Here is a 25,344-nt window from a genome sequence, read left to right as displayed (position 1 = left end):
TACGAGGTTCGTCTACCTCGGAAAGCTTGAGGTCGGCCCCGGCTACCTGATAAACATACCCGTTGAGGGGGGGCAGGTCAAGGGGTATCCCCTCGAGGCCGTAATAGAGGCCCTCTATGCGAGGCTCCTTCAGGAGGGCCAGGGTGAGGCCGGCTTCCCTATGAGGCGCATTTTCGGCCTGACGACCTTTCCCCTGGTTTCGAGAAACCAGTACTTCCATATCTACGAGAAGTTCCTCGGCTTCCAGCAGGACATCCTCGGGATGAAGATAATGGTTCTCTCGATTAAGCCCTTTGAGAGCCCCAACAAGGAGCTCATGAAGGCCCGCATCTTTAAGGGCGTCCTCCACGAGCTCGGCCACAGCTTCGGTCTTGAGCACTGCCCCAACGAGTGCGTTATGAACCCTCCCTCGGATATGGGGGAGTGGGACAGGAGGCCCCTCTCCTACTGCCCGTCCTGCATGAGGAAGCTCCAAGGCGCCCTCCTGTCCGAGCTGACATTCAGAGGGTCGCCTGAGTCAAGGAATGGGGGGCAGGGTCGGTAACGGCGGGGCTCTTCATCGGTAAGCCCTCGTTTAGCGAAATTCTCGTCATCCCCCTCCTCACCTGAGCCTTTTATAAGCCGCCCACATCCTCTGGAAGACCGTTATCCACGCGAGTACACCAACGAGGTAAACCCCATATTTCACGTATCCCACCCCAGCTAAGGAGAACACCACGAGTATGAGCAGCCTCTCAGCCCTCTCAGCTATCCCAACGGCAAGCTTTCCGGAACCTGCTAACTCGGCCCTGCAGCGCTCATAGCTGACGAGATAAGCCCCCATGAAGGTTAAAAAGGCGACGCGCCAGTCGACGAGGTTCCCGAGGGCTACCCCGAAGAGGACGAAGCCGTCGCTTATCCTGTCCGAGGTGGAATCCAAGAAGGCCCCGAAGCGGCTCACCTTTCCCGTCAGCCTCGCTAAGGTTCCGTCGAGGGCGTCTATGAGCGAGCCCAAGATAAGAACCAGCGCCGCCAACCTCGGCTCGCGGAGGTAGAAGAGGTATGCCGAGATCAAGCTGAGTATCAGGCCCACCACGGTTACCGTGTTCGGGGTAACTCCGGCCTTTGCTAAGGGCCTCACGAGTGCTTCGAGGTAGCCCCTAAAGTTCTCCCGGTATCTATTGAGCACCATCGCCACCACCCAGTTTGAGTACCTTCTTTCCCCTCTCCCGCGGGAGTATCTTGAGCTTCGCGTTCTTGAACTCCCTTCTCAAGCCTTCACCCTCAAGGAGCCTGTCGAGGAAGACAGCCAAAGCCGCGACCTCACTGTGGGGCTGGTTGCCGATGGCCACGTTGTAATCTGCTACCTCGTAGACCTCCCTCGGCACCTTCTCGGCCCCGACGACGACCATAATGTCTTTTCCTGCTCTCAGATCGTCCTTTATCGCCGGGAGGGTTTCATCCACGTGGATCCCGTACATCGTGAGGTGGACGATTATACCTCCACTTTCCTTCCACTCGCGCATTACCTTCTTCCAGCTGGGGTTGAACTCTATCGTGAAGGGCCCGCCCCAGCGCTCCACCACGTCCTCAACGCTCTCCCTTACATGCTCGTCTTCTTCCGCCGCGATCACGATTTTATCCGCCCCAAAGGCCCTTGCGGTAAGGGCCACGTGAGTCGTTATCCTCTTGTCCCTCTCCGGCCTGTGCCCCAGCCTCAACACCACTATCATGCTCCCCCTCCGGCAACCTCTTAAACGATGGGAATAAATCCTTTCCGGTGGTGGAGGTGATAACGCTCACAACCGACTTCGGGCTCAAGGGTCCCTACGTAGGGGAGATGAAGGTTGCGATGCTCCGCGTCAATCCCGAGGCGAGGTTTATTGATGTTACCCACGCGATAACGCGACACTCCATCATCGAGGGTTCCTTCGTGATGGAGCAGGTCGTCAAGTACTCGCCCGCTGGAACAGTCCACGTTGGAGTTATAGATCCGGGCGTTGGAACAGGGAGAAGGGCTGTAATCATCGAAGGTGAGCAGTGGTTGGTTGTTCCAGACAACGGCTTAGCAACCCTCCCCCTCAAGCACATAAAGCCCAAAAAAGCCTGGGGGATAGACCTCGAAAGAATCAAGCGCTTCACGGGCTGGAGAGTAAGCTCGACCTTCCACGGAAGGGACGTCTTCGGGCCAGCTGGAGCGCTAATCGAGAAAGGGGTCTCTCCAGCGGAGTTCGCAGGTGAAATTCCCCTTGAGTCGCTCGTTAAGCTCGATTTGAAGCCGAAGAGGGAGAAGGGCCTCTGGCTTCTGAAGGTAATCTACGTTGACGACTTCGGGAACGTTATACTGAACCTCGAAGACTACGAAAGGCCGAGGGCAATCGAGCTTCCCGATTTCGGCCTCAGGATTCCTTACTTAGAGACCTACGGCCAGGTTAAACCCGGCGAGCTTCTCGCCTTGCCCGGAAGCCACGACTCCCTTGAGATAGCGGTAAACCAGGGGAGCGCCGCTGAAAAGCTCGGCCTCAGGGTCGGAGACGAGGTGAGGGTGAGGCTCGTTCAAAAATTTTGAACATGGCCAGTTCGAGCTGAGAAGATTTATCAACCCTACCTCCAAGATTTTAGTGGTGAGCGAGATGGGGGAAATAACGGTGCGGGTTTCAGTTCCAGATGGGCTTGAGGAGGTTTTCAAAAAGGAACTAAAGGCCCTTTCAGCAGGCCTCTCACGGCTGAAGAAAAAGCCATCGGTCACCGTTGATGACGTCTTTGGCATTATGCCTTCAGAAAAATCGGCAAAAGAGATGAGGTTGGAGCTGTATGAGGAGCTATTTGGTTGATTCCTCCGTGATCCTTGAGGCCTTCATATTTCTGAAAAACGTCACCGGGAGAAGTTACCGCTCGTTGAGAGGCAACACAAAGGAATTCTTGGCTCACAGGGAAGAGATTTCCAAGCTTTACAGATTTCTTCGAGAAAATTTTGTCGAAGTCCCCCTGACCGAGGAGATAAGCGACCTGGCCTTTGAGCTGATGACAAAGCACGCGCTTCTCCCAAATGATTCGCTGATTCTGGCCACTGCAAAGTTTTATGAGCTGGCGTTGGTAACCCTTGACTCAGATTTTGAGATGCCAGACAAGGCGGAGGGAATTTCTCTATTTGGAGGTGAAACCGATGGTTAAGCGTGCGCTCTTCGTTGGAAGGTTCCAGCCCGTTCACAACGGCCACATAAAGGCCCTTGAGTTTGTCTTTTCCCAGGTTGAGGAAGTCATCATCGGCATCGGAAGTGCCCAGGCCAGCCACACGCTGAAAAACCCGTTTACGACAAGCGAAAGAATGGAGATGCTGATAAGGGCTCTGGACGAGGCAGGCCTTACAGACAAGCGCTATTACCTCATTCCCCTCCCGGACATTAACTTCAACGCCATCTGGGCGACCTACGTTGTCAGCATGGTTCCAAGGTTTGATGTTGTCTTCACAGGAAACTCTCTGGTTGCCCAGCTCTTCCGCGAGAGGGGCTACGATGTGATAGTTCAGCCAATGTTCAGGAAGGACATCCTCTCGGCGACAGAGATAAGGCGGCGCATGGTGGAGGGCGAACCATGGGAGGAGCTGGTTCCTAAAAGCGTCGCCGACTTCATAAAAGAGATTCACGGCGTGGAAAGAATTCAGATGCTCGCGACAAACCTCGAGAAGAACGAGAAGGAGCTTCAGGCCCCAATAAGGATTCCGGGATTCTGATTTCTTTTCTGCTTTTATTGTCTTCTAGCTTTTTTAACGTTTAGTTGCCAACTCAGATGTTTGGAAAGTTTTAAATTCCGTGAGTTCAAGGTTTTCCGCGCCACTTGTTCGAAAGGGGGTGGTTCTATTTCCTTTTCCCTTCGCACTTCCCGATCATTGAATCCCGTCTCATGGAGAATGATTTTAGTTAGTGTTGTCATTTTCTACAGCAGGAACGTCATAACGCCGGTTCTCACAGTTTACTTTAAGGATGCCCTTAACCTCAGCTATTCGCAGGTTGGCTATCTTTACTCGCTCTATCTTCTCATCATGTTCGCCACCGACGTTTTCACCGGCGGAATCGCGGACAAGTATGGAAGGAGGAAAATCCTCACCCTCGGCATGTTCCTTTACGGCCTCAGCATGGCCCTAATTGGTGCTTCCCATAGATTCCTCTCATGCGCCTTGGCCTACGGTCTTGCCGCCCTTGGGTCTTCCCTCCTGTCGGGCACGCTCCAGGCTTGGTATTTCACAGAGATCAAAGTTCAGAACTTAGGGAGAGAGGAGGCTAAAAAGGCCTACGGATTGCTTAGATCAATAAACAGTGCGAACTCGCTCCTGATAGGTATTATCACGGCCACAATAGTGGCCTTTGTGGGGATGAGGAGTGTTTTCTACGCTGCGGCCATCTTAAATTTCTTTGGGGCATTTCTTGCAATTCTCCTCCTCAACGAGAACTGGGGAACCAGAGAAAAGGGCGTCTTGGCGATAGTCAGGGAGGGCGTTTCGTTGGTCCTCAGAAGTCCAATCCTGCGCTATCTCTTCATTGCAGACATGCTCTTCACGCTTCCTCACTTGCATTTTCTATACGTGTGGCAGCTCTACTTCGCCGGTGTTCTCGGCCTCAAGGTGGAAGCTCTTGGTCCGCTTTACTCCCTGAAATCGGCGATGGGAATCTTAGCAGGGTTCCTGATTCTCTGGATTGGAAGGAGAAAAGAGAAGTCGCACGCTTTGCTTTTTAAGATTTCAATTTCCCTAATGCTACTCTCTTATCTGCTGTTCGCCGGTGTGCGCACTAAAATTACCGGAGTCCTGGCATTGGCGCTTTACTCCCTTGGCGAGGCGGTTTATTTCACTGGATACACCCTCTTGATCAACGAGATCGTTCCCAACGAGTACCGCAGTACGATAATTTCGACAAGAATGAGCATTTCCGCCTCCGTTGGTGCCGTGTTCTATGCTTTGATTGGCAGGCTTGTTAATTTTTCTGGATTGACTGGAAGTTTTGCCCTTATGATTCCTGTGTTCGTTCTCCTGGGTCTTGTTTACGTGCGGGTTTTTGGTATGCTGAAATCCCGCGTGTTCTCGCATCTATAAAACTTCCGTTTCTCAACCTTGAGTTCCTGAAAGGCATAAATACGGGAGAAATAAAACAAAAGTGTCTGAATCTGGAGGCGAGACCATGAAACTGGCCCGGGCCCAGCTCCGCGAGGAGATTAAGTACACCGCAAAGCAGCTCGGCTTCAACGTTATCTGGATTCCCTGGACGACGGCAGTGATCTACTGGCTGGCGGGCTGGAATCCGGTTTCAAGCAGCACAATCGTTGGAATAACGAGCGTTTCACTCGCCATAGTGTTCCCGCTCTTCTTCAGCGGGGCGGTCTTTAGAGAGAAGCTCCTCGGCATTCACGAACTCCTACTTTCACTCCCGTTTCCTCCCACGCGTCTTCTGCTCCTCAAGACGCTCGCCGGATTCGTGATCGAGGTGGTAGGAATACTCGCGGGAGGTTTTGTCGGACTGATTCTGGCGGATTACAGCGGGGCCCACATCCCACTGGCGGCCATGCTCTTCGGACTCCTGATTTCAACTCCCCTGCTCCTCACGTTCACCTTCTTCGTGGTTCTGACAACCCTGCTCTTCCAGCCCGTATGGTTCAACGCCGTGAAGATTGCAGTGGGTTTTGTGGCGTTTTTTGTTCCCCTCTACGTTCCGAGATACTTCGGAAACATCCTGTCTCTAAAGCTCGCCCTCGTGATTTCTCTGGCCCTCTCGGTAGGGATTTCGATCCCGTCGCTCCTAATCTTAAGCTCCCTCGGCGACAGGCTCGCCGAGAGAACACTGCTCGTCTGAGGTGGTCGCATGATAGTCCTTGAGGACGTGAGGAAGACCATTGACGGAAGGGAAGTCCTCTGTGGGGTAAGCTTGACCGTAAAACCGGGCGAGATTCACGCCTACCTCGGCCACAACGGGGCGGGCAAAACAACGACATTCCGGCTTATCCTCGGCCTTCTCGTGCCCGACTCGGGAAGGGTTGAGGTTCTCGGCCTTAACCCCCTCAGGAATCCCGAAATAAGGGCGAGGATTGGCTACCTTCCGGAGTACGACCTCCTCTATCCAAACCTTTCGGTGTGGGACAACCTAAGGCGCTACGCCCTGCTGAAAGGAGTTTACGATGAGAGGGAGCTGAGGGACCTGCTGGAGTTTTTTGAACTTGAGGAATACTCCAAAAAGAAGGTCTCCGCCCTTTCGAGTGGAACCCAACGGAGGGTTGCGATGGCGAGGACCTTTCTCGGAAGTCCCAAGGTTTTGATTCTGGACGAGCCGACGAAGGGCCTCGACCCGGAGTGGAGGCTGAAGTTCAAGCGCTTTCTCAAAGACTACGCGAGGAAAAACAACACCTCCGTTCTCTTTTCGACCCATATACTCGGCGACGTTGATGAGGTCTGCGACACCGTCACCGTAATCCGTGAAGGCCAAGTTCTATTCTCCGGAAGCCTGAAGGAGTTCAAAGAAGGTGCATCGACCGAGGAAACCGTCCTCGTGAAGGTGGTGGAAGTCGAGAGGGCCATTGAAGTGCTCCGGGAGAAAGGTTATTCTCCTGAGGTTGTACGGGGGCTGTATAGCCCTGAAGAACGCTGAGCCATCGGAGATAAACGCCCTCCTCGTGGAGGCCGGCCTGAGGGTCGAGGAGGTCAAGAGGAAGGAGCCGAGCCTTGAGGAGGTCTACGCGATGCTTCACGGGAGGTTGGCACAATGAGGCCCTGGGAAGTTGCTCTCAGAAAGTTCCTTAAACCTTGGAAGGAGAAAGACTTCGTTGAAGCCGCACTCCTCACGGGAAGCTACGCTCTCGGCCTTCAGACCCCTCGCTCCGATGTGGACGTTTATATTATCCTATCCGATGATGTGGACTGGAGGAAACGGGGAAACGTCGTTATAGATGGAGTTTTGATCGAGTACTTTGCAAATCCTGTGAGGCAGATAAAGAGGTACTTTGAGAAGGAGTTCGCCAGCTACAGCAGGAGCACGGCCAGGATAATAGCGATGGGGAAAGTCCTGTTCGACAAGACGGGGGTGACTGAAGACCTCAAAGCTGAAGCCTTTGAATATCTAAGGAAGTCCTTTGGAAGGCCAAACGAGACCTGGGTGGAGCTCTCCAAGTACTTCCTCTGGGATGTCCTCGATAGCCTGAAGGACGCCGGGGAGAGGAACGACCCCAGCTTTGGCTACCTCTATTACATGGCCCTCAGCAGGGCCCTTGAGGTTTATTCGAAGTTCCTGGGCGTTGAAATGCCTCCCGCGAGCAAAGTCTATCGCCTCTTCAGTGACGAGGCCTTTAGAAAGGCTTATCTTTTCCCAGACTTCCCGGACAATGAGTTCGTCAGTCTCTTCCTCCGGGCCATGCGGGAGGTCAGAACAGAAAACGTTGAGGCATTAATAAGCCACGTCCTTGGGAAGATGGGCGGTTTCAGCATAGACGGATGGAAGTTGAGGACGGGGGTTTAATTTTCTCCTCAATAACTCTCAAAACGTCTTCAAGAGAGATCTCTTTTGAAGGCTGGATGTTGTCTTGTGAGCCAACGTGCTTGTGGTGGGGAAAAGTTTCAATGTCTCTGTGATGTGGCGCGTTGTCCCAGCGGACTATAAGCTTTCCGTCTTTCTGCCATTGGAAGGAGTAGTTGTACTCTTCTTCCGATACAAATTCTCTGATGTACAGAACGCTTCCATCTATTAATTCTGCCCTGATTTTTAGAAAGTAAAAACCCTCCCCCTCCTTGTAGTCTAAAATTTCGTAGCTTTTGACTGCTGGGCTATTCTCAAGCAATTCTAACTCTCTCAGCATGTTCGATCTCCTTCAGCCTCTTCTCCAGCTCTTCAAGCTTCCTGACGTAGGCCTTCCACTCAATATAGTCGTCCCAGGCCTCAAAGGATTCCTCTGAGCCCTTAACTTTCCTTTCAAACTCCTTGAATGTCGTCCCGTATTTCTTCTCGAAGGCCTTCACTCTCTCACGTAGGGGTGCCAGCTCCGAGATTATCCTTAACTTCTCGTATGTCAACACGTCCCTCTTTGAAATCACGACCTCGCTCATTTCTATCACATCCCTAACTCGCGATTCTTGAATAAATACCTTTCCTCGCCAGCCACCAGAACATCACCCCTGCCAAAAGAAACAGCCCGAAGCTCACCGCTTAGTGTAGTGTCGCTTGAGGCTCGTCAGCGCCGCATTCGGCTCCTGAGGCTCAAACTCGTCAAGGGTCATTGAGGCTACCGGGAGGCTGTGGGAGTATATCCAGCGCGGAGATGCCAAAGCCTAGACGTTCGAGGAGAGCGGGATTATGAGGGCGGTAAGGACTGCTTAGAGACGGGGCGAGAAAAGCGAGTCTGACTTTAAGTACCAGACTGACCTCCTCCCCGCCGTGAACGGCGAGGTTTTCAAGAGAAAAAGACGACGTTTCCTGCCAATTGCAGTAAAGTTTTCCTGCTCACCCCTGACCGGAAACCCTTTAGGATTGAGCACACAACTAACGAACATGCCCGATGAGGAGCTTGCCAGGGAAGTTCAGGAGCTCAAGAAGGCACTCGAAGCGCTGAAGGCGAGCTTTGAAATAGTTTCCAAGATGGCGCAGGCTTATCTCAGGCTCCTCAACGTTTACGCCGAGTACGGTGGCTTAAGCATCGACGTTGTTATTCCGGAGATAAAGCACGACCCGATAGCGAGGGAGATAGTGAAGATTCTCTTCGACCTCAGGAAAGCCAACGTGAGCCAGATAGCGAGGGAGCTTAAGGGCAGGCGTGGAAAGGCGTCAAGAAACACAGTCCGGGCGAAGTTAGGGGAGCTTGAGAGGCTCGGCGTTGTTAGGAAGCTTCCAACCGAGAGGGGCAAGGTCTACGCCCTCTCAAAGGACGTGGTCAAAAGGTGGTTAGAGCTGATCGGAATGCCGATTAGGTTTGAGCAGACTAACGATTACTGAGGTGGTCGATATGGTGGAGGATACCGAAAAGAAGGCCCCGGCCCAGCTGGAGGAACTCCTAAGGGAGCTGGTAGAGGAGATGAGGCAGGCAAAGACCAAGGAGGAGCTTGAGGTACTTGAGAAGAAGGTCGACATCATTGAGGATCTCATAGAGGCCTACGAGGGCGACAGAGACCTTGATAAGGTGGCAGTACTTATGGACAAGCTCGGCCCGATGGTCGAGAGCATAATGGGTCCCCTGAAGGAGCTCATCGAAGAGCTCTACAGCCCTGAGAAGATGCAGGCGATGGGCAAGAGTGTGGCCGAATTTTACAAGAACCTCGTCGAGGCTGGCATGGACAAGGAAGACGCCCTTGAGCTGACCAAACAGTACATGGAGAGCGTCAACGCGGCCAAAACAATCTTAGAAACCTTCCAGAGCTTTCTTACAAAGAAGGGAGGGGGTATTGTAATTCACACAGGGAAAAAGCCGCCCACAGGTGAGAAGGAGGAGGGAGAGTGATTCTCCGCTCCCTTCTCTCTTTTCTCTTCTTTCACCTCCCGAGGATAACATTTCAGATAGCCGGAATACTCCGAGCGATAAAGCGGGGAAAGAGGGCCTTTAGAAAGGCCCTGAAGGCTGAAGGCCTTCCGAAAGATGCCGTCGAGGAGCTTGTGAGGGAGTTCGATCCCCTTGAGAACGTCAGCCTTGGGGAGCTTCTCAGGTCGCCCCCGAGGTTCAGAAGATAGCCCATATCTGGTCTTCGACTGTTTTTGATGGTCAACTTCTGATTAAACCACTTTTTTCGCCTCTTCCTCGGCGAGGCTTTCAATCTCCTCCAAAAACTTGGTGTAGCTTATAACATCCAGGCCGTACTTGGAGAAGATACCATATTTTTTGACCCTCTTGTCGTTTACCACGAGCAGGGAGCCGGTTAGAATGGCCGACGCCGCGGTGATAAGGTCGGAGAAGTTGGGAACGACCCCCTCTTTTATAAGGGTCCCCCCTATTTCCGCCATCTTCTCCATTAGCTGATCTGAAGCATCCACAACGTTGAATACCTCTCTGAGGGCCCCCATCTCCTCACCGGTGTCCTTCCCTGACGCTGCCTTTGCCATGAGGTACGAGCTCACGGTGGAAAGGGGGAGGTACACTTGAAACTCGGCGATGATGAATTCAAGTATCTCCTTGTTCTGTTTTCTCGTCACCTTGAGGAAGGAGAGTGGATCAAAGGAGATCTTCTCAGGGAGCATTCTCAAGTTGAACCCTCCTTGCCTACTCATCGGAATTTTCGAGCAGGGATATGATCATGTCGGCTTCATTGTCGTCCAGCACGACCTTCTCGGCTTTCAGGTCGAGCTCGACTGAATGCCATACTTCAATGAGCTTCTTCAACACTTCAGTGTAAGACTTCGCATCCAGCTTGGCCTTTAGGTGTTTTATGGCCTCCCAGGTTTCCTCATCAACCGCTATCGTCTTCATACCGTCCCCACCTCACCCTCTGATGTTAAACTCCCCCTGGATGTTCTTTGTCGTTCCCTCTTTTATTATTTTACGAAAGACTTCCACGCTTTCCCTCCTGGGCTTTCTCTCCTTTGTTATTAAGTTCACCTCGTAGAGACCGAAGTGCATCCTGAACCCGAGGGGCCACTCGTAGTTATCCGTCAGGGCCCAGTGGAGATAGCCCTTAACTTCATGCCCTTCCTCGTAGGCCTGCTCAACTATGGCCAGATGACTGGTTATGTAATAGGGCCTCAGCACGTCCTTTGAATCGGCCACCCCGTTCTCCGTTATGTAAAGGGGCAGTCCGTACCTCTCAGCTTCAACGATGGAGTCATATATGCCCTCGGGGTATATCTCCCACCCCATATCACTCACGGGCTTCCCGGACTTTGAGGACATCCCCGGCCTGCAGGCGTAGCCGTATCCCGGAACTCCTTTGAAGGATATAAGGGGTAGCATAGGGAACTTTGGCTCCTGCCACTTAACAACCTCCCGCGTGTAATAGTTTATGCCGATCCAGTCGTTTCCCCTGAGGTAAGGCAGATCCACGATGCCCTCCCCATCGAATTCGATGTTGAGCTTTCCCCATGTTATGGCCTCTAAAAACAGCCTGCTATGGAAGAAGTTGTCCCTCTCAGCAGCCTCAACGTCCTTCTCGTCCCGGGGATTTTCTGGGTAGGCAACACCTATGTTGTTGTAGATTATGCCAACGTCCGCGGCTTCCTTTGAGTCCTCGTCCGCTTTTTTCCTGTCAAACCTCTTTATCATCTTGTACGCAAGGGCGTGGGCGTTTATCATGTTCAGCATTGCCAGCTTAACGGCCTCCGGGTTCATCACCCCCGGCGGGAACCCTGAATATGGGGCTAAGTAGCCGAGCTCAACAACTACCATGGGCTCGTTGAAGGTGCTCCACATATCGACGACGTCACCGAGCTTGTGGGCAACGTATGCGGCGAACTTGGCGAACTCGATCACCGACCGCTTGCTAACCCATCCGTTTCTGCCGTTGGTAAGCGCCTTCTCCCTCGCGGTTATTGGATCGTGGAGCCAGTACGGAAGGGTGAAGTGGTTGAGGTTAACTATAACTTTGAATCCCTTCTCTCTGAGGCTCGATATGACCCGCCGGTAGTAGAGAACCTCCCTCTGGTTTGCAAGTTCGTCCAGCTCCTCAAGGGTGCTTGCGTCTATCCTGACGCGCTTCACAAGGTCGTACGAGCTGTCAACGGAGTAGTCAACGTCAACGTAAGTCGTCGGCCAGGGGAATATCCGGCTCCACTCGATACCTATGCGGTACGCGTTGAGGCCCATCTCCTTTGCAATCTCGTGGTCTCTTTCGTAGAGCTCGTAGCTGTTCACCCCCTCCTCGGGGAGGTCGCCGCTGACGAGCCCCTTCTCAACGTTGCTCCTGTCCCGAACCCAGTGCCACCAATCGGTGTTCGGGTCTATGTGCCTCCTGTACTTGTCCCCCATCTCAAACTGAAAGCCGGACTGTGAAACCCCCCAGTAAAAGTTCTCCGGGAACATGACATCTCCCCCGTCTCCTTTGGTTATAATATTAAATCGACCCATCACTTATAAATATTTCCCGGATCTTATAAAAATTGGGTCAGGGATTATAAAATACAGCAAAACTTATAAGGTATGGACATTATTTACATTACGACGATGCCCTCATTTAGGAGGTGGATTGCATGAAAAAACTGTTGGGGCCAATAATTGTTGGGATATTCTTTTTGAGTCTTTTTGGTCAGTTTGGCGCAGCGGCTACCCAAACCAAACTCCCCCGCAGTGAGACCATCTACGTTGGTGGAGGTCTCTGGAGCCAGCCAAACAACTTCAACCCCACTGTCAGCTGGGCGGCTGTAACCGGAACGATCGGTCTTATTTATGAAACCCTGTTCATCTACGACCCGCTCAAAGACGAGCTTGAACCCTGGTTGGCCAAGAGTGGTGAGTGGATCTCTGACGACACCTACCGTGTAGTCCTCAAGAGCGGCCTCACATGGCAGGATGGAAAGCCCCTGACGGCGGAGGACGTGAAGTTCACCTTTGACTACGCCAAAGAACATCAGGGTCTCAGCTACTCGCCCATATGGGGATGGCTCAAGGAGGTCAAGGTCGTTAATGAAAGTACCGTTGACTTCGTCTTCAGCGAACCTCACTATGAGGAGTGGAAGTACTGGCTCTACAACATAGCGATAATCCCCAAGCACATATGGCAGAGCATTGACAACCCCCAGAGCTTTGCGAACATGAAGCCCGTTGGCTCGGGGATGTACAAGCTCTACAAGACAGACCAGATGAGGTTCATACTCGTCAGGAATGACAACTGGTGGGGGATTAAGTACTACGGGAAGCCCGCTCCGAAGTACATCGTTTACGTTATAGTCTACAGCAACAACCTTGCGCTTTCAATGCTTGTCAAAGGGGATCTCGACTGGAGCAATTTCTTCATTCCAGGCGTGCCGGATGTCAAGTCTCGCTATGGGATAGTAACGTGGTTTGACAAGCAGCCTTATCACCTCCCGATAAACACCGCCTTCCTGTTCATGAACAACCAGAAGGCGCCCCTGAACAACCCGGAGTTCAGACGTGCCATAGCGTACGCAATAAACCCGAAGGAGATAGCGGCAAGGGCCTCTCAGAACCAGGTCAAACCCGCCGATCCCACGGGCCTCCTTATAGACTACCCTGTTTTCAAGAAGATATACGACGCCGATGCAGTTAAGAAGTACGGCTTTACCTACGACCCCGCCAAGGCCAAGGAAATACTCGACCAGCTCGGGTACAAGGACATAAACGGCGACGGCTATAGGGAAACCCCTGATGGAAAGCCCCTCAAGCTTACGATAGAGGTTCCCTACGGCTGGACCGATTGGATGGAGATGTGCAGGGTCATAAGCGAGGATCTCCAGATGGTTGGGATAAGGGTTGATCCGAAGTTCCCGGACTACAGCAAGTACTGGGAAGATATAACCAAGGGGCAGTTTGACATGGCAATCAACAACTTTGGAAGCCAGGTATATGCAACCCCCTGGCAGTGGTTCAACTGGCTGCTCTACCCGGATGTGGCTCCCATCGGAAACGCAACGTACTCCGGGAACTGGGGAAGGTACAAGAACGACCGCGTTGCTGAGCTGCTCCACTTGATAAACACAGAAAGAAACGAGAACAAGAAGATCCAGTACTACCACGAACTTCAAGAGATATTCCTCAAAGACCTGCCTTACATCCCCTTGATATACAACGGGGCCTGGTTTGAGGCAAGCAAGCAGTACTGGACCAACTGGCCGACAGAGCACAACCCATACGCGTTGCCCATAACCTGGCAGAACTACTGGCAGATGGGTGGGGCCAAGGTTCTCCTCAACCTGAAACCCGTGAAAGCCACCACCACCTCGAGCTCATCTTCGAGCTCTTCGAGCTCATCAACCTCAACTTCCTCCCTCTCCTCTTCGTCCTCGACGCCCCAAACGACCCCCAGCACTACAAGCAGTTCCACCTCAAAAACCAAGAAGGGAATCTGCGGCCCGGCCCTGGCAGTTGGACTGGCCCTTGTCCCACTACTTTTAAGAAGGCGCAAGTGATTTTTGTTTTTTCTTTATTTTTATTTATGTAGTCCGGGGGGCTTAAGATGTCAGGGATAAAGAGGTACCTCATCAGGAAGACCCTCATCTATACGCTAACCTTCTTTCTCGCCGTTACGATAGACTTTATAATCCCGAGGATGATGCCGGGGGATCCCATTGGGGTTCTCCTTTCGAGGTTCGCCACATTACCCGAGGCTACCAAGTACCTCCACGGCTACTTCGTCCAGGCCTTCGGTCTCAACAAGCCCCTGTGGGAACAGTACCTCTCCTTCTGGAACGCCGTTCTCCACGGCGATCTTGGCGTGAGCATTTACTACTACCCCAAGCCGGTGACCGAGATCCTGAAAGCAGCCATCCCCTACGATCTCGCCCTCCTGTTCCCGGCCCTCGTGGCGAGCTGGTTTGTGGGAAACTGGCTCGGTGCCATTGCGGGTAAAAACCGGAAACTTGACAGCTACCTGATGCCGGTTTTCTACTTTCTCCAGGCCTCCCCGTACTTCTGGTTTGCCATCCTGCTCTCATACCTCTTCACTTTCAAGTTGGGATGGTTCCCCATCTCCGGTGCGTACAGCTACGGTATAATACCCTCCCTGAGCTGGGAGTTTATAAAGGACTACCTGTACCACTGGATACTTCCATTTTTGAGCCTGTTCATGGTCCAGCTCGGTGGCTGGGCCATCGGTATGAGGAACATGATAATCTACGAGGTCGAAGCCGACTACATACGCTATTTAGAAGCCTTGGGAGCGAGCGAGAGAACCCTAATGAAGCACGCGTTCAAGAACGCAATGCTTCCCCAGGTCACTGGACTGGCCATTCAGCTCGGTCTCCTCGTCGCTGGAAACGTCACTGTCCAGATAGTCTTCTCGTACCCCGGTATAGGATACGTTCTGATGCAGGGCATAATGAACCAGGACTACTTCCTGATCCAAGGGGCGTTTCTTGTGATAATCCTGACGGTTTTGATCGCCAACTTCACTATAGACCTGCTCTACGCCCTCATTGATCCGAGGGTGAGGACGAGCTATACCGAGGAGGGGGGCTGAATGTCCCTAAAGAGGACCCTCAGGATAGCGCTGAAGAATTCGAAGTTTAAGGTGGGCATCGCCATAGTCACCATCATGGCCATCTTCGCCCTGTTAGGCCCGCTGACAACGCCCTTTGACAACATGGGGTACTATCCCATAAAGTTCGGCAGCACTACCTTTCCAAAGCCCACGACGCCCTCTTTACCCCCGATGTCCCAGGACACAGTTTACGGTCCAAGCGGTGTTGTCAACGTCACCCACTACCTCGGAACCGACAGTTTTGGGAGAGACATCTACGCCCAGCTAACGTACGGTATGAGGTCGTCCTTCTTTATTGGAATCGTAGCCGGTGGCCTCGCCACCCTCTTGGGATTGCTGATAGGTTTTGTTGCCGGCTACAAAGGAGGGTGGACTGATGAGTCCCTGATGATACTCACCAACATAATGCTGGTCATCCCAACGATGGCCCTCCTCATCATAATAGCCGCCTACCTCCCCTACAGGGGGACGGGGATAGAGAGCCTCATAATCGGCCTGACGGCATGGCCCTGGGCCGCGAGGGCCGTCCGCGCACAGACGCTTTCCCTAAAGAACAGGGAGTTCGTGAACCTCGCCAGACTCTCGGGACTCAGCGATCTCAGAATAATCTTTGACCAGATAATGCCGAACATGGTATCCTACGTCTTCATGGTGTTCATCCTCCAGTTCGGGGGTTCGATACTCGCGGCCGTTGGGCTGGACTTCATCGGACTGGGCCCGACGAGGGGCATGTCCCTCGGAATAATGCTCCAGCAGGCGGTCCTCTGGAACGCAGTAACACTCGGCTACTGGTGGTGGGCGATCCCTCCGGGGCTCGTCATTGCGATCCTGATAACCGGCCTCTACTTCATCAACACGGGCCTTGACGAGGTGTTTAATCCTCGTTTGAGGAGGGGTGGGGAATGAGTCTCCTCGAAGTCAGAAACCTCAAAATCTACTACAAAACACCGGCAGGCTACGTCAGAGCAGTGGACGACGTCACATTCCACGTTAGCAAGGGAGAAGTCTTTGGAATAGCCGGTGAAAGCGGCTGCGGAAAATCAACCCTCGTCCACTCCCTCATCCTCAGAAAACCCCCAATGGAACACGCGGGTGGAGAAGCCGTCTTCAAAGGAAGAGACCTGATGAAGCTGAGCGAAGAAGAAGCAAGAAAAATCCGCTACACAGAACTCTCAATAATCCCCCAGTACGCCATGAACGCCCTCAACCCAACCAAAAAAATAAAGGACATCGTCTGGGACTTGGCGAGAGAACACGGGCACACCAACAGGAGCGAAGTCGAAAAACTCCTCCGCGAGAGGTTAGCCATGGTCAAACTCACCCCAAAAGTAGCAGACATGTACCCCGTCGAGTTAAGCGGCGGAATGAAGCAACGCGCCACAATGGTCGTCTCCACACTCCTCAACCCGGATTTGCTCATAGCAGACGAAATCACCTCAGCCTTAGACGTCACAACCCAGAGGGTCGTCCTCGAACTACTCCACCACTTCATGGAAGAAGGCATAGTCAAGTCAATAATCTTCGTCACGCACGACTTAGCCCTACTCGACAAAATAGCCGACAGGATAATGATCCTCTACGCGGGAAAGATGGCCGAATTGGGGCCGACCGAGGAGGTAATCAACGAACCAGCCCACCCCTACACCCAACTCCTCCTGAACTCCCTCCCGAGAATGGGAGTCCAGTACAAAAAGCAGAAGCTCAAGGGAATTCCAGGCTACCCGATAAGCCTCCTCAACCCGCCAAAAGGCTGCCGCTTCTACACCCGCTGCCCCTACGCGATGCAACAATGCAAAAACGAGGAACCCCCACTCGTCAAAGTCGGGGAAAACCACTACGCGGCCTGCCACCTCCTCGGAGGTGAAAACCAATGAACGAACTCCTCAAAGTCGAACACCTCACCAAAACCTTCACCTCAGGACTAATAGGAGGCTTTGAAATAAGAGCAGTCGACGATGTCAGCTTCGAGATAAAACCCGGAGAAATAGTCTCCCTCGTCGGCGAGAGTGGCAGCGGCAAAACAACCGTCGGAAAACTCATACTCCGCCTTCTCACGCCCACCTCCGGCAGAATACTCTTCGAAGGCAAAGACATAATGAAGCTCAGCAAAAAAGAGGTCAAGAAGAACTACTACAGGAAAGTCCAAGCCGTCTTCCAGGATCCGTTTGCGAGCTTCAACCCCCTCCACAAGGTCGACAGGGCGTTTGATTTAGTCTTTGACTCCTTCTTCCCCGAAACGAGCAGGGAGGAGAGGGATGAAATGATAGATCAAGCCCTCGTTCAAGTCGGCCTAAACCCCTCGGAAGTCCGGGGCAAGTACCCACATCAGTTAAGCGGCGGCCAATTACAGCGCGTTCTCATAGCGAGGTCGCTGCTGCTCAAGCCGAAACTCCTGGTGGCGGACGAAGCGGTCTCGATGCTCGATGCGAGCACGAGGATAGACATTCTAAACCTTCTCGGCGACTTCAGGGACAAGTACGGTACTTCAGTACTCTTCGTCACGCATGATTTGGCTTTGGGCTACTACATCAGCGATTACACGATCATCATGTACAGGGGAACGATCGTTGAGATGGGCGACACTGAGAAGGTCTTCCACAATCCCCTTCACCCGTACACTCAAATGCTTCTCGAGAGCGTTCCCGATTTGAACGTGAGGTGGGAGTTCAAGGGGATCGAGCCCGAAAAGGAAGAGAGCACGATATACCGGATCTCCGGCTGCAGGTATGCTCCGAGGTGTCCCCGGGCAAAGGATGTCTGCTTCAAAGTACGCCCGGAGCTGAAAGAACTTGAAGAGAACCACTGGGTCGCATGCCACCTTTACGGGGGTGAGTGAATGCACGGGGCATTTGAAGAAGTCGGGAGGGCTTCACAGGAGGGGTCCGAAGGGTCTGTAGCAGATGACGATCCCCCGTTACCGAGCTATGCATCCTGCCGGAGTGGTTCACGTTCCCCGTGGCAGCCGCTGGCCATGGCACCCACCCACCAAGGGGGCAGGAGCGAATCAACCTGCCCCCCTTTTCTCGCCCTGCTGAAGGTTAGCCTGATATCCCTGATCCTGCTCCTTTCGCTCATTCACCTGCCCCCCACAGGTGCCGCCGATTCCCCTGGGGTAAATTACACCGCCGAAAACGGTACAATCTTCGTTCAAAATCTCACGACGGGCGAGGTTAGACCGCTCTATCTGCACGGTGTCAGCTGGTTTGGCTTTGAGCTCAAAGACCACGTGGTTTACGGTCTCAATGAACGGAACTGGAAGGGGATCCTCGATGACGTCAAAAGGCTCGGCTTTAATGCGATAAGGCTTCCCTTCTGCAGCGAGTCCATAAGACCCGGCACAAAACCCACACCCGGAAGGATAAACTACGCCCTAAACCCAGATCTCAGAAACCTGACATCCCTAAAAATCATGGAAAAGATAGTGTCGTACGCAAACACCATCGGACTTTACGTCCTCCTCGATTACCACAGGATAGGCTGCACTGAAATAGAGCCCCTGTGGTACACCGAAAATTATACGGAGGATCAGTACATCAAAGACTGGCTGTTTCTCGCAAGAACGTTTGGAAAGTACCCCAACGTCATAGGGGCCGACCTGAAGAACGAACCCCACGGCCCGGCTGGATGGGGGACGGGCGATAAGAGGGACTTCCGGCTCTTTGCCGAGAGGGCCGGAGGGGAGATACTCAAGGTAGCCCCCCATTGGCTAATCTTCGTCGAGGGGACCCAGTACACCCACGTGCCAAGGATAGACAGCGAAATCGAGAAAAACGGATGGTGGACCTTCTGGGGCGAGAACCTCATGGGGGTAAGGGAATATCCCGTCAGACTGCCCAAGGGGAAGGTCGTCTATTCCCCCCACGTGTACGGGCCGAGCGTCTATATGATGGACTACTTCAAAAGCCCCGATTTCCCTGCCAACATGCCCGCCATCTGGAACGCACACTTTGGTTACCTTACCGATTTGAACTACACCATCGCGATCGGCGAGTGGGGTGGAACCTACAGGGGACTGGATAAAGTCTGGCAGGACTCCTTCGTCCAGTGGCTGCTGGGAAAAAGGATCTACAACTTTTTCTACTGGTGTCTGAACCCGGAGAGCGGGGACACGGGAGGGATTTTCCTCGACGACTGGAAGACCGTGAACTGGGAGAAAATGAGGCTCATCTACCGTCTGATCAAAGCGTCCGATCCAAAATTTGAGGAACCCCTCTACATAATCCTGGAAAGCAACGCAACGACCTCCGTCCTCGGGGCCGGGGAAAAGGTCAGGATATACTGGTACACGAGCGGCGACGTCGTCGATTCCAACTTCGCCCGCTCAAGGGAAGGCGAGATGAACCTGACGCTCAACAGGAGCATAACGTTCTACATAGTGGCCAGAAAAGGAAACCGGACGCTCAGAAAAGAGCTGAAGCTGTACGTTATTGAGGGAAACACCGGGGGCAAGGCCTCCGTCACATCGTCTCCTACATCGTCCGCACCGGAGACGCCACCAGGGGGAGGCAAACCCCGCTCTCATCGTTCCTTGGCCGGATACCTGATCGCTGCCCTCATCGCCTCGGTCTTTCTCGTGTACCTGCTGCCCTTAAGGAGGGGCAGGTGATCGGAAGTTCCTTTCCTTTCTTGAGAGCACCGCGAACATCATCCCAGCTAAAACGAAGAAGGCCAGACTGGCAGCGTAGGGCAGCGTCGCGCGAACACCCGCCAGGCCTCCGGCTACGAGCGGTGTGAACATGCCTAAGACCTTCCGGTAGCTCGATATCGCCGCGTGGAACTCGCTGGCTTTTTCCTTTGGAATCAGCCTGAACATCCAGGAGCGATAGAAAGGGAATCCCAAACTGCTCCCGAAGTCGCCAAGAGCATACACAAGCAGAACAATACACAGGGGCGGTGATAGGGCCATGACCAGGGTGTAAAGAGCGTTTATGCCCATGCCCACACCAAGGGCCTGAAAACCCTTTCCCTTTGGAACGCGCTCACTGGCGTAGGTTCCTAAAATCGAGGCAAGACCGCTGGCAACCGCCACAAGGGTTACCTCGAAGACAGTTTTATGCAGCACGAAGACGACGTAGTTGATTAGCACCATCTCGGGCGCGAGGGCCCAGGCAAGGGTGATGAAGGTTTCAAAAACTATGAGGAGCCTGAACTCCCCAACCTTAAACGTAAAGCCCTCCGGTGTTATCCTCTCCTCTTTGCCTACCGATGGAAGGAAGCGCCAGATGTATGTCACGGTTACCGCTGAAAAGAGTCCGAAGAGAATGAAGGCCCAACGGTAGCTCTCGGGGCCGGGGTAAACGTAGCCGAGGACGTAGCCCATTACCGGAAACGTCAGGAGCCTTGAAATTTCCGGCAGGCGGAGGTGCCAGGCGAATATCTCCTCATATCTTTCCTCTGGATAGATTATCTGCTCGTAGGCTCGATAGAGCGGGTAGAGCATCGTCGAGAGCTTTTCTATCGTCCTTCCCGCGAAGAGCATGAGCGGAGCTATGGCACCCTTCGCGAGACCGTAGAGAACGTAGGCGACTCCATCGAGGACGTCAATCGCGATGAGGCCCTTCTTTATGTCCCAGCGGTTGAAGAGTCTGCCGAAGAGGTAAGTAAGGGGAATCGCGAGAATATTGACGGCGGTAAAGAACGCTCCAACTTCCAAAACAGAATAGCCGGTCTCCAGCAGGTAGAGCGGGAAGAGTATCCAGACTATCAGGCCCGGAGAAATTAACGTGTGGTAGAGGATGTAGGCTTTGGCATCTCCTGGAATCTCGCTCCAGCGCATGGAGAAAGATGAAAACAAATCCATTTAATCTTTGCGGAGGCACTTCACGTAAATCAGCGCCTCCTCGCCCCATTCTGGATAGGGGTCTATCAGCGCTACCCTCACGAATCCGTTCTTCTCATAGAACCGCCTCGTCTCGTCGTAGGGTTTGTAGCTTAAATCGCCCGACGTTTTAACGACGAGGACTTCAAAGCCCCTCTTTACCGCCCACTCCTCGGTAAAGTGCAGCATCTCGGTTCCGATGCCCTTTCTCCTAAACTCCCTCCTAACGGCCATCCAGAGGATTTCGAGGGCTTTCTCATTGAGGTGTTTGATGGCTATGAAGCCGAGAACCCTACCGTTCTCAACGGCGATGAACGTCGTTTCGCTTTTAAGGTCGCGTTCCATCGCTTTAAGCCCAGCCTCGTTGAACCACTCCGGTAAAGCCTTCGCTATCTCAAGGCAGGCGAGCCTTTCGGCATTGCTTTTAAGGGGCTTGACCCTCACTCCAGCCACCCCTCCAATGCCCTGCTCACGAGCTCTAAGAACTCTTCTTTCGTTCCTCCGGCTTTGTAGAACTCCCTCAAAAGATCCATGAAGCGCCTCTCCTCATCGGTGAAGCTCCTGCCCTTCCATTCAAAGATTCTGAACCCCTCACCCAAAATCTCGATCGTGAGGAAGTTCCCATCCCGCGGCGCTCCCGTGAGATACTTGACCAGTTCAACGGTGTTCACAACATCGTAGCCGAGTCTCTTCCAGAAGGCTATCGCATCCTTGTCCTGCGGCAGGACGAAGAGGTAGAGCGAGTTGTCGTGCTTCAGAACCTCTTCCTCGGCCCTCTCAACGAGCGCCCTGCCGATCCCCTTTCCCCTGAACTCTGGCCTCACGTATATCTCCTCGACCCAGAAGCAGCCCTCCCTGCTCGAAAGCCTTACAAAACCCACCGCCCTGCCGCCTTCCAGTGCGAGGAAGATTGTGTCGCCCCGCTTAAAGTAGTTTTCGGCCTCCCTTCTGTAGGCTTCTTTCGCCACCTTCCACCCCTGCTTTTCCCGGAGCTCCACGAAGAAATCTGTGTAGAGGGCCTGAAACTCCGGTAGGCGGGCCTCGTCCAGACCGACTACCTCCATTCAAAACACCTGAAGAGAATGGGATTTAACCCTAAAGAGCTTTGCCGTTGCCGGGCAAAACGGGAAAAAGAAGGGTTCAGAGGGCGTAGGCTTCCTCAGCCCACTCGTATTCGTCGAGCCCTACCTTTTCAGCCTCCTCCGGGACGCGGACGGGGGTTATCCTGTCGGTGATCCAGATGAGGATGTAGCTAATGACAAAGGCGTAGATTGCCACGAAGATTGCAGCCGCTGTCTCCTTGAGGAAGAAGGTTCCCCCACCGTAGATTAGGCCGTTGCTCCCCAGTATAGCCGAGCTTCCGAAGAGTCCGAGGAGGATTATGCCCGTGAAGCCGCCCATTCCGTGGACGCCCCAGACGTCGAGCGCGTCGTCCCACCCCTTCCTGTTCTTGTAATCAACGGCGAGATGGCAGACTATAGCCGCTACGATCCCTATAACCATGGCCGCCTGGGGGGTGACGAAACCAGCGGCTGGGGTCACGGTGGCGAGGCCGGCTATGGAACCAGCCATGAAGCCGATGGCACTCCATCTCCCGGTTCTCCAGTAGTCCCAGAACATCCACGTTACCGCCGCGAATGCAGCTGCCTCCATCGTGTTCACAAAGGCCACGTTCGTGTCGAGGTCAACCCTCAAAGCCGAACCTGCGTTGAAGCCGAACCAGCCAAACCAGAGGAGGGCCGTCCCGATGAGGATCAACGGCAGGCTGTGGTTGCCCTCCTTCGGGAACTTCCTCTTGCCAAGGTAGAGGACTGCAGCCAATGCGCCGAAGCCGGCACTCGTGTGGACGACGAGACCTCCAGCGAAGTCCTCAACACCCCACTTGGCGAGGAAGCCTCCGCCCCAGACCCAGTGGGCGAGGGGGAAGTACACGAAGATCAACCAGAGCGTGAGGAAGACTATGAACGCTTTAAAGCGCATCCTGTCCGCGAACGCACCCGTCATGAGAACGGGCGTGATTATTGCGAACATGAGCTGATAGACCATGAAGGTCAGCATGCTTATCTGGTCGTTTCCTGGAAAGAGAGTGCTCGGACTTATGTGGGTCAGGAAAGCGTAGTGCAGGTTGCCTATCACCCCTGCAATGTCCCTGCTGAAGGCCAAGCTGAAGCCGAAGGTAACCCAGAGAACGGTTGTCCAGCCGGCAGAGAAGAAGTTCTGCATCATCATTGTTACGGCGTTCTTCTTGTTCACCATTCCCCCGTAGAACAAAGCCAAGCCGGGGGTCATAATGAAAACCAGAGCGGCCGCAATCAACATAAAACCATCGCTGCCGGGGTTGAACATCTTCGATCACCTCTGAGGTTTAATTCATCGAAAAATTTTCGAAGAAGGTTATTAAAGTTGCGGTTTGTTACTCAAATATAACCAACAAGCATCGCATGCATACTAATAATCATTATATTTTACAAATATCAACAATCTTGTCATGTATCAATCCAAAAATATGACAAAAGATTCCAATACAAAGTCACTCCAACCGAAAAACTGAAGTTCTTAACATTATCCAAAACTTAAAATGGAGTTTCAAGTTGAAACTAACTTTGGGTCACCTCCGGCACCGCTTTGGTTCCCACGTCTCCGGCTAATTTTAAGGTGGAAAGGTTCCACCATCTCCAAAAACCCTCTACCTGACTTAACTCAGCTCTAACCGCTAAAATGGGTCTCTAAAAAACTTATTTAAGGATTTGAGCGAAAGGGAAACAATGGGTGGTCGGCGTGAGGAACCTTGCGGTGCTCCTCATTGCCCTCCTCCTGATTACCCCTGCCGTGAGCGCCAAGGGATGGGCGGTTAAATACGCAATAAAGGGCGCGACCTTCACCTATCCTGCCCAGCCCCTTCTAAGCGACAGAACCCTCTACCTGGCGAGCGTTTACGAGGTCAACTACACAAAGGGAAGGTTCTACTTCCTCGCTTTAGACTCTGGAAGCGGTGAGCTGAAGTTCGCCGAAAGGCTGATCTTTAAAGTCAACGGAACCGAGGTTGCTGCGAGGGAGCTTACCGAGGGAAAGCACGGTATCCTCAGGTTCATTCCCAACGGCAACCTTCTCGCGGTGTTTCCCGCGAAGAGGCTCCGCTCCTCTGTCTTCTCCGCCATGGTTGTAGCCGAGCTCAAGAGGGACGGCGGTGTGGTTTGGGCGAAATACTACCAGCTCTCTGTTCGCTCCAACGGAAAGCTCCTCCCGAGGGAGCTGATGCCCGTTGACGTCCTCGTGAGCAGGGAGAGCATCTACATCTTAGCCCAGAGCATAAGCTGGCAGAGGCCTGTGACGGTTCTGATCAAGCTTTCCCCCAACGGAACGGTCATCTGGACGAAGAGCTTCACAACAGCCGACATCGGAGCTAAGCCGATCGGCATCGAGCTTTCCCCGGATGGAAGGGTTCTCATGCTCGTCAGCGTCCTCAGACCACTCCTCTTCTGGTTGGACGAAAACGGCAACATAACTAAGGGAATCGCCGTGAGCCTCAACGACGAGTACATCCTGAAGGGGCTCCTCGTTAGGGACGGGAAGGCCTACGTCATCGGTTCCATCAAGCCCAAGCTCTACGAGCCTTTCATCCTGGCCTTAAGCGCTGACGGAAAGCCCTTGTGGGCGGAGAAGTTTCCGAAAACGGGCTACACCTTCGTCTCGCTCCTCTCGGACGGGAACTTCTACATCCTCGGCAACGCTGGCTCAGCCCTCCAGGAGGGGGGAAGCGATTACCTCAGGCACGTCTGGGTTCTCAGCCTCGGTGAGAATGGAAATCCAAGGTGGAACATCGTAACCGGCGATTCTATGATAGACGACAGGCTTGGCGGTATTGCGGTTGACGATAACGTTTACGTCACTTACTACAGGAACTTCTTGATGAATCCGGGTTTGGTATTCCTCGCCATCACCAAGGACGGCTCAACACCCTGTCAGGCAAACAGCCCAGAGCTGAAGCCCAAGCCCTTTGACGTGACCACGGAAAGTGCCGGGCCCATCAAGAGCGGAAAGGCCATGGTAAAAGCCCTGCCCCTTGAGGTGAAGCTCGAAAAGCTCGACCTCTCGAAGAAGAACCCCTGTTCGGGCAGTCTCACAGCATCCAGCTCAAAGCCGAAGACCAGCACAACATCAACGGCCTACACCCACAGCAGATCCTCTAACTCCTCCAGCACCACCCCAAACCCAGAGACCTCAACGGCGAGCACTTCCAGCCGGGAAACTTCTCCAACTTCCACAGCCTCAACTACTGAAAAGGGGGGAATCTGCGGGCCGGCCTTCCTCGTCGTGCTCTCCCTGCTTTCCCTCCTCCACAGGAGGCCTTAGCTTACCTCAAATTTTTTCTAAACACGAGAACGTTCGGTTCATCGGTTTCGTCCCAGAGAAAGAGGCCGAGTCTCTTGAGGCCGGAAAGGAC

Annotated in this window: 31 protein-coding genes and 1 pseudogene; 20 read left to right on the top strand and 12 right to left on the bottom strand. The window is 53.4% G+C overall.

What is annotated here, in order from left to right; translation table 11 throughout:
- A partial coding sequence (locus MVB78_RS02950; RefSeq protein WP_297487671.1) for a peptidase M54 occupies positions 1 to 544 on the top strand: 544 nt, incomplete at its 5' end.
- 57 nt (positions 545 to 601) lie between these two features.
- Here MVB78_RS02950 and pgsA read toward each other — a convergent pair.
- Both pgsA and MVB78_RS02940 read right to left on the bottom strand, forming a co-directional pair.
- Entirely contained in the window at positions 602 to 1,171 is a 570-nt protein-coding gene (gene pgsA, locus MVB78_RS02945; RefSeq protein WP_297487669.1) for an archaetidylinositol phosphate synthase, read from the bottom strand.
- Positions 1,158 to 1,712 carry a tRNA (cytidine(56)-2'-O)-methyltransferase gene (locus tag MVB78_RS02940; RefSeq protein ID WP_297487667.1) on the bottom strand — a complete coding sequence of 185 codons (555 nt, stop codon included), beginning with the start codon at positions 1,710 to 1,712 and terminating at the stop codon, positions 1,158 to 1,160. Before MVB78_RS02940 ends, pgsA begins: the two co-directional genes overlap by 14 nt.
- A 56-nt stretch (positions 1,713 to 1,768) precedes the next feature.
- Here MVB78_RS02940 and MVB78_RS02935 point away from each other — a divergent pair, with 56 nt between their 5' ends.
- The 9 genes from MVB78_RS02935 to MVB78_RS02895 all read left to right on the top strand — a co-directional run bounded on the left by MVB78_RS02935 (position 1,769) and on the right by MVB78_RS02895 (position 7,475).
- Entirely contained in the window at positions 1,769 to 2,548 is a 780-nt protein-coding gene (locus MVB78_RS02935) for an S-adenosyl-l-methionine hydroxide adenosyltransferase family protein (protein ID WP_297487678.1), read from the top strand.
- A gap of 64 nt (positions 2,549 to 2,612) precedes the next feature.
- Positions 2,613 to 2,813 carry a hypothetical protein gene (locus MVB78_RS02930; protein WP_297487676.1) on the top strand — a complete coding sequence of 67 codons (201 nt, stop codon included), beginning with the start codon at positions 2,613 to 2,615 and terminating at the stop codon, positions 2,811 to 2,813.
- Positions 2,814 to 2,820: 7 nt separating this feature from the next.
- Positions 2,821 to 3,153, top strand: a complete 333-nt coding sequence (locus tag MVB78_RS02925) for a PIN domain-containing protein (protein ID WP_297487665.1) — start codon at positions 2,821 to 2,823, stop codon at positions 3,151 to 3,153.
- The gene (locus MVB78_RS02920; protein WP_297487663.1) at positions 3,146 to 3,712 is read left to right on the top strand and encodes a nicotinamide-nucleotide adenylyltransferase; all 567 of its coding nucleotides are present in this window, start codon (positions 3,146 to 3,148) and stop codon (positions 3,710 to 3,712) included. Before MVB78_RS02925 ends, MVB78_RS02920 begins: the two co-directional genes overlap by 8 nt.
- Before the next feature lie 60 nt (positions 3,713 to 3,772).
- Positions 3,773 to 5,068, top strand: a complete 1,296-nt coding sequence (locus tag MVB78_RS02915) for an MFS transporter (RefSeq protein ID WP_297487661.1) — start codon at positions 3,773 to 3,775, stop codon at positions 5,066 to 5,068.
- A gap of 85 nt (positions 5,069 to 5,153) precedes the next feature.
- Positions 5,154 to 5,822, top strand: a complete 669-nt coding sequence (locus tag MVB78_RS02910; protein WP_297487659.1) for a hypothetical protein — start codon at positions 5,154 to 5,156, stop codon at positions 5,820 to 5,822.
- 9 nt (positions 5,823 to 5,831) lie between these two features.
- Positions 5,832 to 6,611, top strand: a complete 780-nt coding sequence (locus MVB78_RS02905) for an ABC transporter ATP-binding protein (protein ID WP_297487657.1) — start codon at positions 5,832 to 5,834, stop codon at positions 6,609 to 6,611.
- The gene (locus tag MVB78_RS02900; protein ID WP_297487655.1) at positions 6,577 to 6,729 is read left to right on the top strand and encodes a hypothetical protein; all 153 of its coding nucleotides are present in this window, start codon (positions 6,577 to 6,579) and stop codon (positions 6,727 to 6,729) included. Before MVB78_RS02905 ends, MVB78_RS02900 begins: the two co-directional genes overlap by 35 nt.
- Positions 6,726 to 7,475, top strand: coding sequence for a nucleotidyltransferase domain-containing protein (locus MVB78_RS02895; protein ID WP_297487653.1), 750 nt, complete (start codon positions 6,726 to 6,728; stop codon positions 7,473 to 7,475). Before MVB78_RS02900 ends, MVB78_RS02895 begins: the two co-directional genes overlap by 4 nt.
- Here the strand turns inward: MVB78_RS02895 and MVB78_RS02890 are convergent.
- Positions 7,438 to 7,812: a DUF6516 family protein gene (locus tag MVB78_RS02890; protein WP_297487651.1), complete on the bottom strand. Its 375-nt coding sequence runs from the start codon at positions 7,810 to 7,812 to the stop codon at positions 7,438 to 7,440. The two genes, MVB78_RS02895 and MVB78_RS02890, sit on opposite strands and share 38 nt — an antisense overlap.
- Positions 7,787 to 8,059, bottom strand: coding sequence for a hypothetical protein (locus MVB78_RS02885; protein WP_297487674.1), 273 nt, complete (start codon positions 8,057 to 8,059; stop codon positions 7,787 to 7,789). Before MVB78_RS02885 ends, MVB78_RS02890 begins: the two co-directional genes overlap by 26 nt.
- A gap of 442 nt (positions 8,060 to 8,501) precedes the next feature.
- Here MVB78_RS02885 and MVB78_RS02880 point away from each other — a divergent pair, with 442 nt between their 5' ends.
- From MVB78_RS02880 to MVB78_RS02870, 3 genes are read left to right on the top strand one after another with little or no spacing between them, the layout of a single operon-like run.
- A complete protein-coding gene (locus MVB78_RS02880; protein ID WP_297487649.1) occupies positions 8,502 to 8,942 on the top strand; it encodes a helix-turn-helix domain-containing protein in 441 nt (146 codons plus the stop codon).
- A 10-nt stretch (positions 8,943 to 8,952) separates the two neighbouring features.
- Entirely contained in the window at positions 8,953 to 9,444 is a 492-nt protein-coding gene (locus MVB78_RS02875) for a hypothetical protein (protein ID WP_297487647.1), read from the top strand.
- Entirely contained in the window at positions 9,441 to 9,671 is a 231-nt protein-coding gene (locus MVB78_RS02870) for a hypothetical protein (RefSeq protein WP_297487645.1), read from the top strand. Before MVB78_RS02875 ends, MVB78_RS02870 begins: the two co-directional genes overlap by 4 nt.
- Positions 9,672 to 9,713: 42 nt before the next feature.
- Here the strand turns inward: MVB78_RS02870 and MVB78_RS02865 are convergent, their stop codons facing one another.
- From MVB78_RS02865 to bgaS, 3 genes are read right to left on the bottom strand one after another with little or no spacing between them, the layout of a single operon-like run.
- Positions 9,714 to 10,175, bottom strand: a complete 462-nt coding sequence (locus MVB78_RS02865) for a type II toxin-antitoxin system VapC family toxin (RefSeq protein WP_297487673.1) — start codon at positions 10,173 to 10,175, stop codon at positions 9,714 to 9,716.
- Between the two features lie 22 nt (positions 10,176 to 10,197).
- The gene (locus tag MVB78_RS02860) at positions 10,198 to 10,404 is read right to left on the bottom strand and encodes a hypothetical protein (RefSeq protein ID WP_297487644.1); all 207 of its coding nucleotides are present in this window, start codon (positions 10,402 to 10,404) and stop codon (positions 10,198 to 10,200) included.
- A gap of 12 nt (positions 10,405 to 10,416) precedes the next feature.
- On the bottom strand, positions 10,417 to 11,949 hold the full coding sequence (bgaS, locus tag MVB78_RS02855; RefSeq protein ID WP_297487642.1) for a beta-galactosidase BgaS: 1,533 nt from the start codon (positions 11,947 to 11,949) through the stop codon (positions 10,417 to 10,419).
- A gap of 167 nt (positions 11,950 to 12,116) precedes the next feature.
- Here bgaS and MVB78_RS02850 point away from each other — a divergent pair, with 167 nt between their 5' ends.
- From MVB78_RS02850 to MVB78_RS02825, 6 genes are read left to right on the top strand one after another with little or no spacing between them, the layout of a single operon-like run.
- Complete coding sequence (locus MVB78_RS02850) at positions 12,117 to 14,012, top strand: ABC transporter substrate-binding protein (RefSeq protein WP_297487640.1); 1,896 nt, start codon at positions 12,117 to 12,119, stop codon at positions 14,010 to 14,012.
- Between the two features lie 47 nt (positions 14,013 to 14,059).
- Positions 14,060 to 15,061 (top strand): ABC transporter permease, encoded by a 1,002-nt coding sequence (locus tag MVB78_RS02845; protein ID WP_297487639.1) that lies wholly within the window; start codon positions 14,060 to 14,062, stop codon positions 15,059 to 15,061.
- A complete protein-coding gene (locus tag MVB78_RS02840) occupies positions 15,062 to 15,988 on the top strand; it encodes an ABC transporter permease (RefSeq protein ID WP_297487637.1) in 927 nt (308 codons plus the stop codon). It begins immediately after the preceding gene.
- A complete protein-coding gene (locus tag MVB78_RS02835; protein WP_297487634.1) occupies positions 15,985 to 16,956 on the top strand; it encodes an ABC transporter ATP-binding protein in 972 nt (323 codons plus the stop codon). Before MVB78_RS02840 ends, MVB78_RS02835 begins: the two co-directional genes overlap by 4 nt.
- Positions 16,953 to 17,918, top strand: coding sequence for an ABC transporter ATP-binding protein (locus MVB78_RS02830; RefSeq protein WP_297487632.1), 966 nt, complete (start codon positions 16,953 to 16,955; stop codon positions 17,916 to 17,918). The genes MVB78_RS02835 and MVB78_RS02830 overlap by 4 nt, the downstream gene beginning before the upstream one ends.
- Positions 17,919 to 19,688, top strand: coding sequence for a glycoside hydrolase family 5 protein (locus MVB78_RS02825; RefSeq protein ID WP_297487630.1), 1,770 nt, complete (start codon positions 17,919 to 17,921; stop codon positions 19,686 to 19,688).
- Here the strand turns inward: MVB78_RS02825 and MVB78_RS02820 are convergent.
- From MVB78_RS02820 to MVB78_RS02805, 4 genes are all read right to left on the bottom strand, one after another.
- Positions 19,671 to 20,858, bottom strand: a complete 1,188-nt coding sequence (locus MVB78_RS02820; RefSeq protein ID WP_297487628.1) for an MFS transporter — start codon at positions 20,856 to 20,858, stop codon at positions 19,671 to 19,673. The genes MVB78_RS02825 and MVB78_RS02820 overlap by 18 nt on opposite strands.
- Positions 20,859 to 20,882: 24 nt before the next feature.
- Positions 20,883 to 21,344 carry a GNAT family N-acetyltransferase gene (locus tag MVB78_RS02815; RefSeq protein ID WP_297487625.1) on the bottom strand — a complete coding sequence of 154 codons (462 nt, stop codon included), beginning with the start codon at positions 21,342 to 21,344 and terminating at the stop codon, positions 20,883 to 20,885.
- The gene (locus MVB78_RS02810) at positions 21,341 to 21,964 is read right to left on the bottom strand and encodes a GNAT family N-acetyltransferase (RefSeq protein ID WP_297487623.1); all 624 of its coding nucleotides are present in this window, start codon (positions 21,962 to 21,964) and stop codon (positions 21,341 to 21,343) included. The genes MVB78_RS02815 and MVB78_RS02810 overlap by 4 nt, the downstream gene beginning before the upstream one ends.
- Positions 21,965 to 22,040: 76 nt before the next feature.
- Entirely contained in the window at positions 22,041 to 23,246 is a 1,206-nt protein-coding gene (locus MVB78_RS02805) for an ammonium transporter (protein ID WP_297487621.1), read from the bottom strand.
- 423 nt (positions 23,247 to 23,669) lie between these two features.
- On the opposite strand from MVB78_RS02805, the gene MVB78_RS02800 reads away from it, so the two are divergent.
- Complete coding sequence (locus tag MVB78_RS02800; RefSeq protein WP_297487619.1) at positions 23,670 to 25,253, top strand: CGP-CTERM sorting domain-containing protein; 1,584 nt, start codon at positions 23,670 to 23,672, stop codon at positions 25,251 to 25,253.
- 1 nt (position 25,254) lies between these two features.
- Here MVB78_RS02800 and MVB78_RS02795 read toward each other — a convergent pair.
- Positions 25,255 to 25,344: pseudogene (locus MVB78_RS02795) on the bottom strand (GNAT family N-acetyltransferase); the annotation flags it as partial.

This window comes from Thermococcus sp., assembly GCF_026991495.1.
GTDB lineage: Archaea > Methanobacteriota_B > Thermococci > Thermococcales > Thermococcaceae > Thermococcus.
The sequence above is the reverse complement of the archived record's forward strand: the minus strand, read 5'-3'. Positions and strand labels throughout refer to the sequence as shown.

Coding starts and splice junctions, on each gene's coding strand:
- MVB78_RS02860 (WP_297487644.1), bottom strand. CDS start 10,404: ATGAAGACGATAGCGGTTGATGAGGAAACCTGGGAGGCCATAAAACAC.
- MVB78_RS02930 (WP_297487676.1), top strand. CDS start 2,613: ATGGGGGAAATAACGGTGCGGGTTTCAGTTCCAGATGGGCTTGAGGAG.
- MVB78_RS02805 (WP_297487621.1), bottom strand. CDS start 23,246: ATGTTCAACCCCGGCAGCGATGGTTTTATGTTGATTGCGGCCGCTCTG.
- MVB78_RS02885 (WP_297487674.1), bottom strand. CDS start 8,059: ATGAGCGAGGTCGTGATTTCAAAGAGGGACGTGTTGACATACGAGAAG.
- MVB78_RS02830 (WP_297487632.1), top strand. CDS start 16,953: ATGAACGAACTCCTCAAAGTCGAACACCTCACCAAAACCTTCACCTCA.
- MVB78_RS02880 (WP_297487649.1), top strand. CDS start 8,502: ATGCCCGATGAGGAGCTTGCCAGGGAAGTTCAGGAGCTCAAGAAGGCA.
- MVB78_RS02825 (WP_297487630.1), top strand. CDS start 17,919: ATGCACGGGGCATTTGAAGAAGTCGGGAGGGCTTCACAGGAGGGGTCC.
- MVB78_RS02940 (WP_297487667.1), bottom strand. CDS start 1,712: ATGATAGTGGTGTTGAGGCTGGGGCACAGGCCGGAGAGGGACAAGAGG.
- bgaS (WP_297487642.1), bottom strand. CDS start 11,949: ATGTTCCCGGAGAACTTTTACTGGGGGGTTTCACAGTCCGGCTTTCAG.
- MVB78_RS02920 (WP_297487663.1), top strand. CDS start 3,146: ATGGTTAAGCGTGCGCTCTTCGTTGGAAGGTTCCAGCCCGTTCACAAC.
- MVB78_RS02905 (WP_297487657.1), top strand. CDS start 5,832: ATGATAGTCCTTGAGGACGTGAGGAAGACCATTGACGGAAGGGAAGTC.
- pgsA (WP_297487669.1), bottom strand. CDS start 1,171: ATGGTGCTCAATAGATACCGGGAGAACTTTAGGGGCTACCTCGAAGCA.
- MVB78_RS02895 (WP_297487653.1), top strand. CDS start 6,726: ATGAGGCCCTGGGAAGTTGCTCTCAGAAAGTTCCTTAAACCTTGGAAG.
- MVB78_RS02835 (WP_297487634.1), top strand. CDS start 15,985: ATGAGTCTCCTCGAAGTCAGAAACCTCAAAATCTACTACAAAACACCG.
- MVB78_RS02810 (WP_297487623.1), bottom strand. CDS start 21,964: ATGGAGGTAGTCGGTCTGGACGAGGCCCGCCTACCGGAGTTTCAGGCC.
- MVB78_RS02910 (WP_297487659.1), top strand. CDS start 5,154: ATGAAACTGGCCCGGGCCCAGCTCCGCGAGGAGATTAAGTACACCGCA.
- MVB78_RS02820 (WP_297487628.1), bottom strand. CDS start 20,858: ATGCGCTGGAGCGAGATTCCAGGAGATGCCAAAGCCTACATCCTCTAC.
- MVB78_RS02850 (WP_297487640.1), top strand. CDS start 12,117: ATGAAAAAACTGTTGGGGCCAATAATTGTTGGGATATTCTTTTTGAGT.
- MVB78_RS02890 (WP_297487651.1), bottom strand. CDS start 7,812: ATGCTGAGAGAGTTAGAATTGCTTGAGAATAGCCCAGCAGTCAAAAGC.
- MVB78_RS02845 (WP_297487639.1), top strand. CDS start 14,060: ATGTCAGGGATAAAGAGGTACCTCATCAGGAAGACCCTCATCTATACG.
- MVB78_RS02840 (WP_297487637.1), top strand. CDS start 15,062: ATGTCCCTAAAGAGGACCCTCAGGATAGCGCTGAAGAATTCGAAGTTT.
- MVB78_RS02865 (WP_297487673.1), bottom strand. CDS start 10,175: ATGCTCCCTGAGAAGATCTCCTTTGATCCACTCTCCTTCCTCAAGGTG.
- MVB78_RS02875 (WP_297487647.1), top strand. CDS start 8,953: ATGGTGGAGGATACCGAAAAGAAGGCCCCGGCCCAGCTGGAGGAACTC.